Source organism: Arthrobacter sp. DNA4, assembly GCF_024362385.1.
Lineage (GTDB): Bacteria > Actinomycetota > Actinomycetes > Actinomycetales > Micrococcaceae > Arthrobacter.
On the sequence record NZ_CP101466.1, the window covers coordinates 1,709,832 to 1,726,096 of the forward strand.

The 16,265-nt window shown below is 59.8% G+C and carries 8 protein-coding genes and 3 pseudogenes; 7 read left to right on the forward strand and 4 right to left on the reverse strand.

Annotated features, from left to right (window positions below; translation table 11 throughout):
• The first annotated feature begins 1,385 nt into the window (after positions 1 to 1,385).
• The 7 genes from NMQ03_RS07925 (at position 1,386) to NMQ03_RS07960 (ending at position 13,967) form a co-directional block, all read left to right on the forward strand.
• Positions 1,386 to 2,219 (forward strand): hypothetical protein, encoded by an 834-nt coding sequence (locus tag NMQ03_RS07925; protein WP_255175118.1) that lies wholly within the window; start codon positions 1,386 to 1,388, stop codon positions 2,217 to 2,219.
• Between the two features lie 241 nt (positions 2,220 to 2,460).
• Positions 2,461 to 3,207: a hypothetical protein gene (locus tag NMQ03_RS07930; RefSeq protein ID WP_255175119.1), complete on the forward strand. Its 747-nt coding sequence runs from the start codon at positions 2,461 to 2,463 to the stop codon at positions 3,205 to 3,207.
• A gap of 127 nt (positions 3,208 to 3,334) precedes the next feature.
• Positions 3,335 to 3,739 carry a hypothetical protein gene (locus NMQ03_RS07935; RefSeq protein WP_255175120.1) on the forward strand — a complete coding sequence of 135 codons (405 nt, stop codon included), beginning with the start codon at positions 3,335 to 3,337 and terminating at the stop codon, positions 3,737 to 3,739.
• Positions 3,740 to 4,870: 1,131 nt separating this feature from the next.
• Positions 4,871 to 8,149: a helicase-related protein gene (locus NMQ03_RS07945; RefSeq protein ID WP_255175121.1), complete on the forward strand. Its 3,279-nt coding sequence runs from the start codon at positions 4,871 to 4,873 to the stop codon at positions 8,147 to 8,149.
• Positions 8,146 to 8,853 (forward strand): DUF4391 domain-containing protein, encoded by a 708-nt coding sequence (locus tag NMQ03_RS07950; protein ID WP_255175122.1) that lies wholly within the window; start codon positions 8,146 to 8,148, stop codon positions 8,851 to 8,853. Before NMQ03_RS07945 ends, NMQ03_RS07950 begins: the two co-directional genes overlap by 4 nt.
• Positions 8,841 to 10,916 (forward strand): site-specific DNA-methyltransferase, encoded by a 2,076-nt coding sequence (locus NMQ03_RS07955; RefSeq protein WP_255175123.1) that lies wholly within the window; start codon positions 8,841 to 8,843, stop codon positions 10,914 to 10,916. The genes NMQ03_RS07950 and NMQ03_RS07955 overlap by 13 nt, the downstream gene beginning before the upstream one ends.
• Before the next feature lie 6 nt (positions 10,917 to 10,922).
• On the forward strand, positions 10,923 to 13,967 hold the full coding sequence (locus NMQ03_RS07960) for a type III restriction-modification system endonuclease (protein WP_255175124.1): 3,045 nt from the start codon (positions 10,923 to 10,925) through the stop codon (positions 13,965 to 13,967).
• A 400-nt stretch (positions 13,968 to 14,367) separates the two neighbouring features.
• Here the strand turns inward: NMQ03_RS07960 and NMQ03_RS07965 are convergent, their stop codons facing one another.
• The 4 genes and pseudogenes from NMQ03_RS07965 to NMQ03_RS21135 form a co-directional block, all read right to left on the reverse strand.
• On the reverse strand, positions 14,368 to 15,180 hold the full coding sequence (locus tag NMQ03_RS07965) for a polysaccharide deacetylase family protein (RefSeq protein WP_255175561.1): 813 nt from the start codon (positions 15,178 to 15,180) through the stop codon (positions 14,368 to 14,370).
• A gap of 12 nt (positions 15,181 to 15,192) precedes the next feature.
• Positions 15,193 to 15,690: pseudogene (locus NMQ03_RS07970) on the reverse strand (LGFP repeat-containing protein); the annotation flags it as partial.
• Positions 15,663 to 15,932: pseudogene (locus tag NMQ03_RS21130) on the reverse strand (hypothetical protein); the annotation flags it as partial. The pseudogenes NMQ03_RS07970 and NMQ03_RS21130, both read right to left, overlap by 28 nt.
• A pseudogene (locus tag NMQ03_RS21135) lies at positions 15,833 to 16,132 on the reverse strand (LGFP repeat-containing protein); the annotation flags it as partial. The pseudogenes NMQ03_RS21130 and NMQ03_RS21135, both read right to left, overlap by 100 nt.
• Positions 16,133 to 16,265: the final 133 nt, after the last annotated feature.

A 16,265-nucleotide genomic window follows, 5' to 3' on the forward strand; every position in this document is an offset into this window, starting at 1 on the left:
AAAATTTTTGCCCACCCAACCGAGCTTGAGATTGCAAGGAGAAGAAACTTATGGACAGACAACGGGAAGCGCTTGAACGGACCATCGCTGCGGGGGGCGGTGTCCTCACTGACAAGCACGCGGCATTACTGGCTTTGTGTCGGGAGCTCGCAGAACAGATGGATGGGGAACCTGCGGAGTCCCCGCCGTCAACCCGCCTGATTGCGGCATACCTTTCAGCGCTAAAAGATCTTGGACGGGCACTTAACTCCAAAGAGGAGAAGCGGACGGGTGGGAAGCTCTCTGAGCTCCGGAGTATCAGAAGTGGTGCAGCCACCGGAACGCGGCGTGCCCGGAAAAGCTTAAGCATCGAGGGATTATGAGCACCAATACAGACAAAGTTAGCGAGCATCGCCGAGGCTGTGATTGCTGCGCGTTGGTGCTGGCCGAACTTGAGGCGCTCCGATACGAAGTGGGGCAGCTCACGGGGCTTATTGTGATCGGGAGCATTGGCAGCTAGCACGTGTGTAGGGTGTCGCACCTCCTAGCAGGCTGCTGAGGAGGAGTTTCCGAAGGCGGCAATCTTGCAACCCGGCGCACCAGGTAACGGAGGCCGAGACCGACAGGATATAAACGTCAGGGTGCACTGCAACAACGCCGAAGGAAGAATCAATTGCCGAACTACGCCGAGAGCGTTTCAACCATTTCCCTCCTAGTGTCTTTGGGCACCCTCGGCTGGACAATGTCACGGGCGGTGAGGGACCAGCCGAGAATCATGGTCCGGGGCGATTGGCTCTTTGCCTCCCAAGGATTCCCCATGACTCGGAGCAACTCAGCCTGGGAACTCACTGTGCAGGCCACGAATGATGGAGACAAGCCTGTCACCTTGACCTATGTCGGATGGTTGTTGATGCTTCCCATGGGCGACGTGCTTGTCTCGTGCCGTCCCTCTCATATAGGTGGCCGACCTGGTGAAGAGGCAGAGATGACGTTCCCTCCGACGGAACCCGAAGAGGACTGGGCATTTCCGCGAAGGCTGGAGGCGCACGATACCCGCACATGGACGATTCGTATTCCGATGGACGCCGCAAGGTGGGAGGGGGTTGCCGCTGTGCCTATCGTCAGGTTTGCCAAGCGCCGAGGGCTCTTCGATAAGTCGAACCACGATTTACACTACAAACAGGTCGTGGGCGAATGGCAGACCCTCAACAGCGACTTGGAGTAGTCCACGCTTCCCTCGCGACGACGCCGGTAGTCGTCCAGCTTGTACTCGCTCGTAATGCAAGCACGTTCTGCCCGACTGCGAGGGCATTGGGACCTTCGTCGCCGTTCGAGTAGGGCCGAGGAGCCGCGTAACCCGGGTCTATTGTCCATCCAAGATGGTCGCAGGTCGCTAACGTGGATTTGTGAAACTAACAGAGGCAACCCGCGAACCAAAACGCAAGACAGCCCGTGCCAGGAAGCTCTTTCAAGAAGCAGAAGCTGAACTTGATGCGTGGTCCTCAGCGAACCCGATCGTCGCCCGGCTCGTGCCGCACGATAGCCGAATGAAGATCGACATTGTCGTAGAGGCGGGCACAGAGCCACCCCTAGATGCCGTTGCCCTAACAGTTGGCGACGCGGTCCACAATCTTAGATCCGCTTTGGACAACTTGGCATGGACGCTGGCTCACCTGCCGGGCCTCCCAAAAAACCCAAAGAGTATTTATTTTCCTGTTTGTGAAAAGCTCAGCGCATGGGACAAAGCCACCAAGGATTTGGCATCAATCCCTAAACCGATTTTGGAAAGAGTTAAGACACTTCAGCCGTTCACCTTTCCCAAGAACGAAGAGTGCTTTCTTTGGCAACTCCACAAATTGGACATCGCTGACAAGCACCGGTCGTACTTGTCGGCTCTGGCACAGTGGCAAGGGTCCGACATAGAAGGCCTAGCGCTAGATGTCGAAGCCGATACCACTGTCCGGACTTTAGCGGCGAATCCCCGGCTAAGCACGATGAGGAATCAAGTAATCGGTTCAATTGAGCTTTCCAAGCCGTATCACAATCAGACTCCGATCCGGGCGACCGTTGGTGTGGATACCCTCTTCGTGGTTACCTACGAAGAAGGCGGACCAGCCTTCTCCGTAGGCGACATGGCCAAGTCCTTCCCCGCAATCGTAGATGGCATGATTGATTTGGTTTGCCTAGGGGAAGTAGGGCCGGACCAGATCACGGAAGAGAGACACTTCATCGGTCCTTAGCCGGTCGTTGGCCGCATCGATGACCGCAGCCAGGCCACACGCAGAACGAGCTGACGTAAGATTTGTCCTTCGCCTCTGGGTGCTGCGAAATCAGGAGAACGACGTTTGCCGTTAATGTGTTGAAAGCGGTCAGATCTTTACTCGCCCGAATTTAGGTGGCTCATAGCAGTGCCTGCAACAGCTGTGACGGCGGACTGCGAACCAACGCGGCTACACTTTCGGCTATGAGGATGGCATTGGCATGAGCCAAGATGAAGAACTGCGCTACGTGCGACGCCGCGAGGGGACGCACCGCTCAAGTTCCAGAGAGACCCCCGGCTATGAACGAGACCTCCTCCGCGAAAACGACACTGAAAACCTCCTAGGACCGACCGAATCACGTCCAGCAAATATCGACGAGATTATTCGATCGCACACCCCAGCCATGCCGCCCCGCCCATCAATAGCCCAGCAGATCGCTGGCCAGGTCGCCATTGACATCATGGACGCGCTCAGGCCACATATGATGCATGGTGTCGACGTTGCAGTCGACACCAAGCTCGGCATTCCCAAACTGGTTAAATGGGCCAAGACCAAGGCGGAGCAACGAAGGAACGAGGTTCGCAACCAAAGCCCATCCGCCGGTGCCCGACTAGACGCGGTGCCCGCAAAGGCAACTTCCGATATCGACGATGAAACCGGCACTCTCGAGGTACAAATGCCCAGCGTCACCGCCGAACAGTACCAGGCGGCCCTCCACTCGGCTCTTGAGGCCGAGCAGTACGCGGCACAGATGAGGCAGGTGCTTGCTCAAGTAACAGTTCGTGATGGTGCGGAGAGTGCGACACAGACGGCCTTGGAGGAAACCACTTCCTCGATCGACGAGGCGACACTCAGGCGTGCAGTGGAGCGGTTGGACAGCAGTCGCTCGGTCGATGGCGAGTTCATGCTTATCAGGAACCAGGACGCTGACACGCCGCCACGGACGGTCGACGGGCAGTTGTCATAGCCCCCAACTGGGGACTCCAGCGGTCGATGCGCCGACCTCGACTACACCCTGAAATGCGAAGAGCCATTTATGCTCCATTGCCGCTAGTCTGCATTTGGTATTAGTCGCAAGGAATAGAGGGGGAAGCGTGCCATATAACCGCACCGAAGAACAATGGGAACAGCTCATCGACGCAGCAATGGCAAACCTGACGGCCGTCGCGGAGCAACGAAGCCAGAAGTCCTACTCGAAGCTCAATGCAGAGCTTGCCGACGAAACAGGCCAACCTGCATTTAACTTCCGCAACCCGGGCGATTTAGCAGGAATGAGCCGCCTGCTGGCAAATGTCGGGGAACGAGGCCTAATTGCACATCCAGATTTCCTTATCACTTCGTTGGTAACCGGGAAGCATAGCGGCGAGCCTGGCCTCGGTTTCTACAGTCTTGGCGAGAGCGCGGGGCTACTCCAACCCGGCGGCGACAAGGAACAATTCTGGGTTGAGCAGACAAATGCGGCGCATGCCTATTATTCGCCTAAACGCAACGTTAGGTGATCGGCCAGAGCCAGGCGGCGGGATCAAACATCAAGCGTCAGCGCCCCGGGAGGAATATTCCACAAAGCCCCAGGCAAATCCGAAAGAGCTGTCATGACCTTGTTTACCGCCGCTGGACTCCGTGAGGCTGGATTTGTCGTTCCGATTCCATTTAGGGACATAGAACGGACTGACGTCCTCTCCTACCGCGGCGCTTCCGACGTCCAAGGCGTCTACATCGTGCTGCACGAACCCGCACCACAACCAGATTTCCTAGCCCCCGATCACCCCAAACACCAAAAGGTGACGGCGACAGCCTGCTTGGCTGAAAGATGGGTTCCTGAAGCTTCCGTCCTCTACATAGGCAAAGCCCCACTTCGCGCTCCTAATAAGCGTGGCAAGCGTGCTGGCCTGTGGCAGCGCATCAAAGAGTATCGGGGTTTCGTATACAGATCCCGAACCAATCACCAAGGTGGGGAGGACCTGCGACGACTGCCTGACCGGGACTCTTTTATGGTCACCTGGAAGGATGTGCCGAACCCCTCCGGAACTGAGCGGGATCTCATTCTTGAATTTTCGGGGGTCTACGGTCGAAGGCCGTTCGGCAATCGGGATGATGGCGATGGCCCGCTAGTCGGGGCAAAGTCCTGTTAGGGCGTGTCTCCCAATTCGTGGGTGAGACGCGCGGCACGGTCTCGGTGTGGGTTCGTCCCGCTTCTGGTCGTTGACCAACGCGCAGTGGGAGCGGGATTGGTGCCTCTCATTGTCCGTTGTCGGCTGATGAACCGCGGTCAGGAGACCGCTTCGTCTGAGCTGTGAGGGTAATCGGTCGTCGCGGGCGATGTCGGTGGATCGGAAAGCGGCCGGATCCTCAGCATGGACCGGATACACTTGCACACGGCTTGCGAAACTTGGTTCAACCCTGACAGAAGGGTGATGATGCGGGTGTCCTGCCTGTCCGATGAAGGGCTTGCCGGGCATCTGGGCGTAATCAAGGACACCGTCTAGTCCTGGATTGCTATCAAGGGCGTGCCCTCGCACAAGGTTGGCCGCGCTGTGGAAGTTCCAAATCAGTGAAGTTGATGAGTGGGTGCGCAGTGACGGTGCGGCCGAAGAATAACCGACTTCGTCGGACAAGGGGGAATGACGGACGTGCGGATCATCGACAACGTTAATGAGCTGCTGGGTGATGATCTTAAGGCAGAGATTGTCAGGGGTTCGAGGTTGCGCATCGCGGCGTCCTCCTTCTCAATTTTCGCGTTTGAGGCGCTACGCAAAGAGCTGGAGCACCTTGAGGAGTTGCAGTTCATCTTTACCTCGCCCTCTTTCGTAACCGCCAGAGCAACTGACCGACTCCCGAAGGAACAGCGCGAGTTCTTCATCCCGCATGGCCAGAACGGCGAGTCGACGTTGTACGGCTCAGAGTTTGAGATTCGGCTGCGCAACAAGATGACTCAGCGGGCCATCGCGCGCGAGTGCGCTGAGTGGGTGCGGCGAAAGGTGCGGTTCCGGTCGAACAAGACGGCCGCGCCGATGCAGCAGTTCGCCATCGTTGACGATACGGCCGCATACCTGCCGCTCCAAGGTTTCACATCTGCGGATCTGGGCTACGAGCGCGGCAACGCCGTGTCCAACATGGTCACCAAGCTTGACGAAGCGCCGATGACGTCGCAGTACATGCAGCTCTTCGACCAGATCTGGCACAACTCTGCGCAGCTAGAAGACGTGACCGAGGCAGTACACGACCACATTGCGTCGGTGTACGCAGAAAACTCACCAGCCCGCGTCTACTTCCTGATCCTGTTCAATTTGTTCTCGGAGTTCCTCGACGACGTTAACGAGGACGTGTTGCCCAACGACCTGACCGGGTACCAGGACAGTGCGATCTGGAAGAGCCTATACAACTTCCAGCGCGACGCCGCGACGGGCCTGATCAACAAGTTGGAGACCTACAACGGCTGCATCCTCGCTGACAGCGTAGGCCTGGGCAAGACGTTCACGGCGCTGGCGGTCATCAAGTACTACGAGCTGCGCAACAAATCCGTGCTCGTGCTCGCGCCGAAGAAGCTGGCTGAGAACTGGACGAACTACAACGCGAACCTGACCACGAATATCTTTGCGTCCGACCGCTTCAACTATGACGTGCTCGCCCACACCGACCTCTCGCGCACTCGGGGTGAGTCCCTGGGTATCCCGCTGGACCGCGTGAACTGGGGAAACTATGACCTCGTTGTGATCGACGAGTCGCACAATTTTCGCAACGCTGACTTCACCACCGAAAAAGAGACCCGCTACGGGCGACTTATGCGGCAGGTCATCCAGCAGGGTGTGAAGACCAAGGTGCTCATGCTGTCGGCGACGCCGGTTAACAACCACTTCACCGACCTTCGTAATCAACTCGCGCTGGCCTACGAAGGCAACTCGCAGAATCTGTCGGCCAAACTCAACATCTCCACGAGCATTGAGGAAGTATTCCGGCAGACTCAGCGCGTGTTTAACGAATGGTCAAAGCTCCCTGCAGAGCAGCGCACTACCGATGCGATCCTCTCCCGGCTGGACTTCGACTTCTTCGAGCTGCTCGACGCGGTAACCATCGCCCGCTCCCGCAAACAAATTCAAGCGTTCTACGACACATCTGACATAGGGGCGTTCCCCGAACGGTTACCGCCGGAGTCTGTGCGGTCGCCGCTGACCGACCTAGACGGGGTCCCATCATTCAACGAAATGTTCGAGCGGCTGTCGTCACTAACCCTCGCGGTGTACGCACCGCTGACGTACGTTTTCCCGAGCAGGATGGGGAAGTACGAGCTGCTCTACGACCCGGCAACAAGCGGAAGCATGGCCAACCTGGGGCACGCGAACCGTGAGCGTGGCCTCCAGAAGCTCATGACGGTGAACCTACTTAAACGGCTCGAGAGCTCCATCGAGGCATTCCGCATCACCCTTACCAAGCTCGTAAGCACAGTTGACCAAGGACTCTCTGCGATAGACAATCACGTCGGTTCGGTAGCCGATCTCGCGGCGGCCATCGGTGACCTCGAAGCCGATGACGACGATTTTGAGTTCCCCTCCAGCGGCACCGTCGGCACAAAGGTACGGATCGACCTCGCCGACATGGACATCGAATCCTGGCGGCAGGACCTCGCTCACGACGCAGGCGTGATTGCCGAACTGTTGGCAGGGGTCAGCGTCGTCACTCCGCAGCATGACCTGAAGCTCCAGGCACTGAAGCAGCGCATCCAAAGCAAGATCGCCACCCCAATCAACGTGGGCAACCGCAAGGTGCTCATCTTCTCAGCGTTCGCCGACACCGCCGCTTACCTCTACCGCGAACTCGCCCCGCAACTCGCACAGCAGGGCTTGCACACGGCAGTGGTGACCGGCCAGGGCAACCCCCGCACCACGCTCGGCAAGGGCTTCGCCTTCCAGCAAGTGCTCACCCTGTTCTCCCCAAGGTCGAAGTCCCGCCACCTTGCCATGCCGAGCGAGCAGCGCGACATCGATGTACTCATCGGCACCGACTGCATCAGCGAGGGACAGAACCTCCAAGACTGCGACTACTTGGTCAACTACGACATCCACTGGAACCCGGTGCGGATCATCCAGCGGTTCGGTCGCATTGACCGCATCGGCTCTATCAATGCGCAGATCCAACTTGTGAATTTCTGGCCAGATATCTCCCTAGACGAGTACATAAACCTCAAAGAGCGCGTCGAGAACCGCATGGTCATCGCCGACCTCGCCGCGACCGCCGACGACAACGTCCTCACCCAGGAGTCAAGTGACACCGCTTTCCGCAAGGAACAGCTTCGCAAGCTTCAGGACGAGGTAATCGAACTGGAAGACGTGCGCACCGGCGTGTCCATCACCGACCTCGGTCTTAATGAATTCCGCATGGACCTGCTGGGTTACGTCAAGGAGTACGGCGACCTCGCCGCAGCCCCCAAGGGCCTGCACGCAGTCGTACCCGCACGGCCCGAGATTGGCCTGCGTCCCGGCGTCCTCTTCGCACTCCGCAACGTCAACGCCGACGAGACAATCAACCGCGGAAACCGCCTGCACCCGCACTACCTCATCTACCTCGACAATGACGGCAACGTGATTGCCGACCATACCGAGGTCAAGCACATGCTCGATCTCATCCGTGCGGGATCCCGTGTCCATGACAAACCCGTCGCCGACGTCTGCCGGATCTTCAACGCCGCCACCCTCGAGGGCTCCGACATGAGCCGCTACTCTGACCTGCTTACTGTCGCGATCCGCTCCATGATCGACGTCACCGAGGAACGTGACCTCGACAGCCTGTTCACCGTCGGGCACACGACGGCGCTCACCCAAACCATCGCTGGACTCGACGACTTTGAACTCATCGCTTTCCTCGTCATCCTTGACCCGTCCGATCATCCTTCCACTGCGGAGGCGAGACAATGACGGCCTCGCTGTATCGCTGGCCCCAAGCAGCAGCCTTCGGACGCGTGGTTCCCAAGACAAAGTTCTACGAGCACACTACGATCTCTACTCAGGTGCGGGAGAAGTTCACCTCACAGGTACAGCGCATCACCTGGGCATACAAGCTCGCCGAGGCGACAGTCCGGCTTCGCGGCGACACGGGGGTGCCCGAGATGCAGGTGTTCGTCATCGATGCCAAGGACGACGACGTCAGCGACGAGGTGCTCATCGCCGTCGACAAGGCTGTACAGTTCCCTGTCATCTTCGAGATCAACCGTGGCCTAGACTTCAATGCCCGCACGCGCATGACCGCCGCGTACAAGAAGCCCGGCGCTGGGGTCATGAAGGTGAGCGCGTACTTCACATCTGAATGGCTGCCCGCGGACTCACCTCGAGTGCCGCTACCCCCAGCGGTCGACCTGGCTGGTCTCTACGGCAGCCTTCTGACGCCGATGATGCCAATCGCCGTGCGGCTCGGCGAGACTTTGTCTGCGGTCACCGACAGGATGGACCAGGTCCGCAAGCTCGACCGCGAGATCGTGAAACTGGAAAAGAGACTTCGAAGCGAACCCCAGCTCAACCGCAAGGTCGAGCTGCGGCGGCAGCTTCGAATGCAAACTGCCCTACTCAGCGCGCTTACCGACACCGCTACACCCGAAACCGAGGACATCACGTGGAGAAGCTGACGATGCATTCATCCGATCTGACCGAACGGAACATCGGCAAGATCGCCGAGTTGTTCCCCACCGTCATCACTGAGGGCGTCGATGACGAGGGCAATCCTACGCGCGCGATCGACTTCGACCTCCTGCGGCAGGAACTCTCACCCCACATCATTGAGGGGCCGCAGGAGCGGTACCAGCTCGACTGGCCCGAGAAGCGCGAGGCGCTCTTCGCCGCGAACGCACCCATCGCGAAAACCCTGCGTCCTGTGCGCGGGGAATCACTCAACTTCGACACCACCCAGAACCTCTTTATCGAGGGTGACAACCTCGACGTGCTCAAGCTGCTCCAAGAGTCCTACCTCGGCAAGGTCAAGCTAATCTACATCGACCCGCCCTACAACACGGGTTCCGATCTGGTCTACAAGGACGACTTCTCCGCAACGAAAGCGGAGTATCTCGCGAAGTCCGGGCAGGTTGACGCGGCTGGCAACCGGCTGGTCGTCAACACGGAATCCAACGGACGATTCCACTCAGACTGGCTCACCATGATCTATCCGCGCCTAAAGCTCGCCCGGAGGCTGTTGACCGATGACGGGCTGATCCTCATGAGCATTGACGATGCAGAGCAGGCATCACTGCGGCGAGTTGCGGACGAGATTTTCGGGGAGCGCAACTTCATCGCGCAACTGGTGTGGGAAAAAGGGCGCAAGAACGACGCAAAGTTCTTCTCATCGGGTCACGAGTACGTCCTCGTCTACGCGAAATCGAAGGCTCTATTGAGAGAGCGGGGGACAGAATGGCGCGAGGAAAAGCCTGGTGCGCGTGAGATCTGGGAAGAGTATGTGCGTCTTCGAGAGATTCACGGCATCGACGACGAGGCAATCGAGAAAGACATCACCAAGTGGTTTGCGGATCTCCCGAAATCCGAACCGGCGAAGAAGTGGTCCCGGTATCGGCGTATCGACGCGTCGGGACCGTGGCGCGACCGCGACATCTCTTGGCCCGGCGGCGACGGACCACGGTACGACGTCATCCACCCAGTCACCGGCCAGCCGTGCAAGGTGCCGGAAGCTGGATGGAGATACTCGACCTCTCAAGAAATGCAGCGACAGATCGCCCTCGGACTTGTGGTCTTCCGCGAAGACCACACTGAGCCTCCCTTCCGTAAGGCGCATCTGAGGCCAGTCACCGGAGAACTGGACTCCGAGTCGGAAGGCGAATCAGATGATGTAGAACTTGCCAATCAGGTTCGCGGTTCGTATTTCTACAAGCAATCACAAGCTGCCGTAGGTCACCTTCGCGACTTAATGGGGGCGAAGGTCTTCAATAATCCGAAAGACCACGTAGAGCTTTCGCGCTTGTTCGAGTACGTCCTGAATGGAGCGGAAGGCATTGTCATGGACTTCTTCGCTGGGTCAGGCTCGACCGCGGAGGCCGTGTTTGATTTGTGCGCTCGTACCGGCCAGAACTGCCCGGTCATCCTGGTGCAATTGCCTGAACGTCTCGAAGACAATCTCGTGACTGCCAAGGGCTCGGCGAAGACGACAATCTTGAACGCCATCAAGTACCTCCAACAGCGGCAGAAGCCGACGGTTATCGCGGAACTCACCAAGGTCCGGCTTGAATTGGCGGGTGAACGCGTCGTTGCAGAAAAAGCTCATCCAAAGTGGTTGCAAGATGTCGGATATCGTGTCCTGAAGGTTGATTCGTCAAATCTTTTCGACTTGCTTCGCACACCTGATGACCTCTTGCAGAGCGAACTTGATCTCTTCACCGACAACGTGAAGCCAGATCGGACGGGCGAGGACTTGTTGTTTCAGGTCTTGCTTGACTGGGGTCTCGAGCTAACCATGCCGATCGCCGTCGAGCTGATCGGCGAGCAAGAGGTGTTCGTCGTCGAGGACGGCGCGCTCATCGCATGCTTCGCGGAATCGGTCGGACCCGCACTCGTGCGCGAGATCGCGAGCCGCGCGCCGTTGCGTGCCGTGTTCCGCGACTCTAGCTTCGCTACTGACGCCGAGCGGATTAATGCCCAGCAAGTCTTTGCTGAGGTCTCGCCCGCGACTGATGTGAAGGCGATCTAACCCCAAATGAAACTTCAGTTCAAGGTTCATCAGTACCAAACGGACGCAGTCGACTCGGTGGTCGGATGCTTCGCAGGGCAGCCACGCGATGACGGGGTAAGCTACCGAATTGACCCTGGACGGCAGACGCAGCAGGCACTGACGGAGGATTCGGGCCTGCGCAACGCCGAGATCGTGCTGAGCCCGACGCAGGTCCTGGCAAATATTCAGGCTGTACAGCGCAGCCGCAATCTGCCCTTGTCTTCTGCGCTCGTGCCGAGCAAGGCAGGGCCGATCAATCTGGACATCGAGATGGAGACCGGGACGGGCAAGACCTACGTCTACATCAAGACGATCATGGAGCTGAAGAAGCTTTACGGATGGTCGAAGTTCATCATTGTGGTGCCGAGCGTGGCGATTCGCGAGGGTGTAAAGAAGTCGTTCGACATCACAGCTGAGCATTTCCAACAGATCTACGGCACCAAGCCTCGCTCGTTTATCTATAACTCCTCGCAGCTGCACGAACTGGAGCGGTTCAGCTCCGACGCCGGCGTCCAGGTGATGATTATCAACATCCAGGCGTTCAACGCCGTAAGCAAGGACAACCGGCGCATCTACGACGTGCTCGACGACTTCCAGTCCAGGAAGCCGATCGACGTGATCAGTGCGAATCGCCCGATCGTTATCATCGATGAGCCGCAGAAGATCGGTGCCGCTAAGTCCTTGGAAGCGCTGTCGCGATTCCGGGCACTGATGGTGCTGCGCTACTCAGCCACGCATAAGGTCGAGCACAACAAAGTGCACCGGCTCGATGCAATAGATGCCTACAACCAGAAGCTCGTGAAAAAGATCGCCGTGCGCGGCATCACGGTCAAGGGTCTGGCGGGGAGCACCGCCTACCTGTATCTGGACGCGATTGAGATCGCGAAGGGGGCAGGGCCCCGTGCGCGGGTTGAGCTGGAGGTGCAGACGAAGAGCGGCATCAAGCGGCAGGTCAAACGGCTCGACCGCGGAGCTCGGCTCCATGACATCTCCGGTGGGATCGAGGCATACAAGGACCTCATAATCACCGACATCGACGCTAACCGCGACGTCATCGAGCTTAGCGATGGCAGCATCGTGGCCTCCGGGCAGATCACTGCGGACGTGACCGAAGAGGCTAAGCGCCGCATCCAGATTCGTGAGGTCATCCGCGCTCATCTGGACAAGGAGCGCGAGCTCTTCGCGCAAGGCATCAAGGTGCTATCGCTGTTCTTCATCGACGAGGTGGCCAAATACCGCGACTACGAGCGTGGCGACACGCTCGGGGACTATGCACGCGTCTTTGAGGAGGAGTACCGGGCACTGGCGGCCGACGAGCTGAGCCAGCTGGACTTCGACATCGAGGCGGAGGCATACCGTCACCATCTGGGATCAATCCTTGTAGAGAAAACGCATCAGGGCTATTTCTCAATCGACAAGAAGACCAAGCAGCTGGTCGACCCAAGCGTGACCACACGCGGCGAGGATGCGGGCCAGTCCGCGGATGTCGGGGCCTACGACCTGATCCTTAAGAACAAGGAGCGACTGCTCTCGTTCGACGAGCCCGTGCGGTTTATCTTCAGCCACTCGGCGCTGCGCGAAGGCTGGGACAACCCCAACGTCTTTGTCATGGGCATGCTCAAGAAGAGCGATAATACGGTCTCCCGCCGCCAGGAGATCGGTCGCGGCCTGCGACTCGCCGTCGACCAGCACGGCGAGCGGATGGACAACCCCGTCACCGTGCACGATATCAACGAGCTGACCGTCGTCACTGACGAGTCCTACACCGACTTCGTGGCGGGCCTACAAAAGGAGATCAGCGAGTCGCTCGCCTCTCGCCCCCGGAAGGCGAGCGTTAAGTACTTCGTGGGCAAGACGTTCGCCACCGAATCCGGCGAGAGCCTCGTCGAGGAACCACTGGCAGCAGCGCTGTACAAGTACCTCGTCAAGAATGACTACATCAACGACGACGACAGCATCTCCGACGCCTACAAGACCGCCCGGGATGCAGGCACTCTCGCCGAGCCGAACTCGGACGTACTCAAGCCGGTTATTGACTACCTCTGGCCGCTCATTGACGGGCTTTACATTGGCGTTCCAGTGCCGGATGACGGGCGCAAGCCAAAGCGCATCCCGCTGAACGAACAGAACTTCGCCAAGAAGGAGTTCAAGGATCTCTGGAACCGCATCAGCCAAAAGGCCGTCTATCAAGTCGAGTTTGAATCGAACGAACTGATCGACAAGTGCGTCGCGGCGCTTGACGCCCACCTGAAGGTCAACGCGATGCAGTACGTCGTGCAGTCCGGCGAGCAACGTGCCGAGCTCGACTCAGACGATCTGGCGGCCGGGACCGTTTTTTCTGTTAGCTCGACGAGCACACATGCGGGGACGATCTCGGCGGGGTCCCAAGTCAAGTACGACCTCCTCGGCGAGATCACAGAAAAGACCCAGCTCACGCGCCGGACGGCCGGTTCGGTCCTGCGAAGGATCAACCCCTCGACGTTTGCGAAATACCGGCAAAACCCCGAGCACTTCATCGCAGAGGCCACGCGGCTTATTAACGAGCAGAAGGCCACCGTGATCGTTCAGCACCTGACCTACGACACGCTTGCCGAGCGGCACGATACCGCAATCTTTACCGCAAACCAGACTAAGCAGGACTTCGTCAAGGCGGGGGAGAAGCTGAAGAAGCACATCTACGACTACGTCGTCACCGATTCCAAGGGCGAACGCGCCTTCGTCACGGAGTTGGATACCAGCGACGAGGTTGTCGTCTACGCTAAGCTCCCACGCGGCTTCTTCATTCCAACTCCGGTTGGTGACTATAACCCCGACTGGGCCATTGCCTTCCGGGAAGGCGCAGTTCGGCACGTCTACTTCGTGGCGGAGACCAAGGGCTCGTTGTCCTCGATGCAGCTTCGCGGGGTTGAGGAGGCCAAGATCGAATGCGCCCGAAAGTTCTTCGCCGAGCTGAGCCGCAAGCATGATGAGACCGTGACTTATGACGTTGTGACCGACTATAGCCAGCTCATGCAGCTCGTCGGGGGATAGGGATGCGGAGATCGCGCTGCCCTATCGCTGGATCGGTAAGGTAGCGGCACCCCTGCCCTCGGCCCTGAAGTGTAGCAACGGGTGTAGCAACGCTACTGAAATCGCGGGTGTTCGCTAGGGTCCGCCACCGTCCGGGTTCCGCGGAATGTTGCGGGTTTTGGACGGTGGCGGATCTCGGTGAACCCCGTGCCTCTGCCTGGGGGTCAAGGGGTCGCAGGTTCAAATCCTGTCAGCCCGACCAAAAAGCGGAAAGCGCCGGAGAATTTCTCCGGCGCTTTCCGCTTTTTTGGGTTCGTGGTGTTTCCTGGCCGCGCACCAACATTCGGACAACCCACCCCGGGAGCCGGAGGTGATTTGTCCGGTTGGGGATGTCCTGGGCGGCGCCGGGCACAGCGGCCAGTCAGCCGAGGGCGGCGTCGAGGGTGACGAAGCCGTAGCCTGCAGCCCGGAGCTGGGAGATCACTTGGGGGAGGGCCGCAGCGTCGAGCGTTGAGCCGTCGTCCGGGTTCGAGCCGAGGTGCATCAGGACGATCTCACCGGGCTGCGCGGAAGCCATGACGCGCTGGACAATAAAGTCCGGGCCGCGCGTTCCGTTCATAGTGCCCTGCCAGCCAAGGGTGTCGACGGTCCACCGGACCGCCGCGTAGCCGGCGCCGTTGACATCGGCGATCGTGCGCGAATCGCGGGCGCCGAACGGGAAGCGGAAGAACGGGAGCGGGTCGCCTCCTGCGGCCTCGATGGCCCTCTGCGCGCCGCCGATCTCGGCCGCGATCTGGGCATCGGTCAGGGTGGTGAAGTCCGGGTGGGTCATGGAGTGGTTGCCGATTCGATTCCCCGCGTTGTAGATCAGGGCCGGGTCGGAGGGGAACTGGTTGACCCAGTTTCCGGTGAGGAAGAACGTGCCTGGGACCCCGTTGGCTGCGAGGGTGCTGAGGATCGATCGCAGGCCGGCGTCGTTGGCGCCGGCGTCGAACGTGAGCGCGACAACTTTCTGCGTGGTCGGAATGCGCTCGAGGTCCACGCCCAAAAGTGAAGCCGGGATAGTGGCATGGATGACCTCAATCCTGCTGCTGGCCTCATGCCACAGGATCGAACCGTGCTGGAAGTCGCTGCGGCGTCCGCCCGTGATGCCGTACTCGTCGCTGGTCGGGTAGCCGAGCCTGCTGTGCTCCCAACCGAGGGCCGCCCACTGGGCCCGGATGGCTCCATGCACCTCGTGGGCTCCGGTGGCGGGGCTCCAGTAGATCGAGCCCCCGGCGAAGTGATTGAACCTGCCAACGCCGTCGGGGGTTCCGGTCTCGTCGGTGAGGGGGAAGCCGAGGAATCCGGCGGGGCCGCCGAGTTCCGCGTAGTGTCCGCGGATTGAGCCATGTATTTCGTGGGCTCCGGTGGCGGGGCTCCAGTAGATGGCCCCTCCGGCGAAGTTGTTGTAGCGGGCGGTGCCCGGGGTGGCGGTCTCGTCGGTGAGGGGGAAGCCGAGGAATCCGGCTGGGCCGCCGAGTTCCGCGTAGTGTCCGCGGATTGAGCCGTGTATTTCGTGGGCTCCGGTGGCGGGGCTCCAGTAGATGGCCCCTCCGGCGAAGTTGTTGTAGCGGTAGCGGCGCCCGGGGTGCCGGTCTCGTCGGTGAGGGGGAAGCCGAGGAATCCTGACGGGCCGCCGAGCTCCGCGTAGTGTCCGCGGATTGAGCCGTGTATTTCGTGGGCTCCGGTGGCGGGGCTCCAGTAGATGGCCCCTCCGGCGAAGTTGTTGTAGCGGTAGCGGCGCCCGGGGTGCCGGTCTCGTCGGTGAGGGGGAAGCCGAGGAATCCTGACGGGCCGCCGAGCTCCAGGTAGTGTCCCCCGATTGAGCCGTGTACTTCGTGGGCTCCGGTGGCGGGGCTCCAGTAGATCGTTCCGCCCGTGTAGTCCTGCGCACGGCCCCCTGCGATGTCGTAGGGGCTGCCGACGGGCGTACCGAGGAACGATGCGGCGCCGCCCAGCTGCTCATAGTGCTGGATGATCGCGTCGTCGCCAACCTGTTCGACTGCCATCGACGCCGGAACGCTCCGCGGTGCGGCTACCGCTGACGCCGCGGCCGCGGGCGGCCCCAGAGCTGTACCCCAGAGGCCACCGCCGAGGGCGAGGGCCAAAGCCATTCCGAGGACGGCGGGTCGGGACCGGCGCATTGTGACCCCTTCGTACTGACTAAGACATGCGAGCCTTGATCAAAACGCTACGCTCCGGGGGCTTGGCCCGGCAGGACCGGAAGTCCCGAATCTTCCCGGGCAGGCAGCGTGACGCCCCGCGTGCCGGATCTTC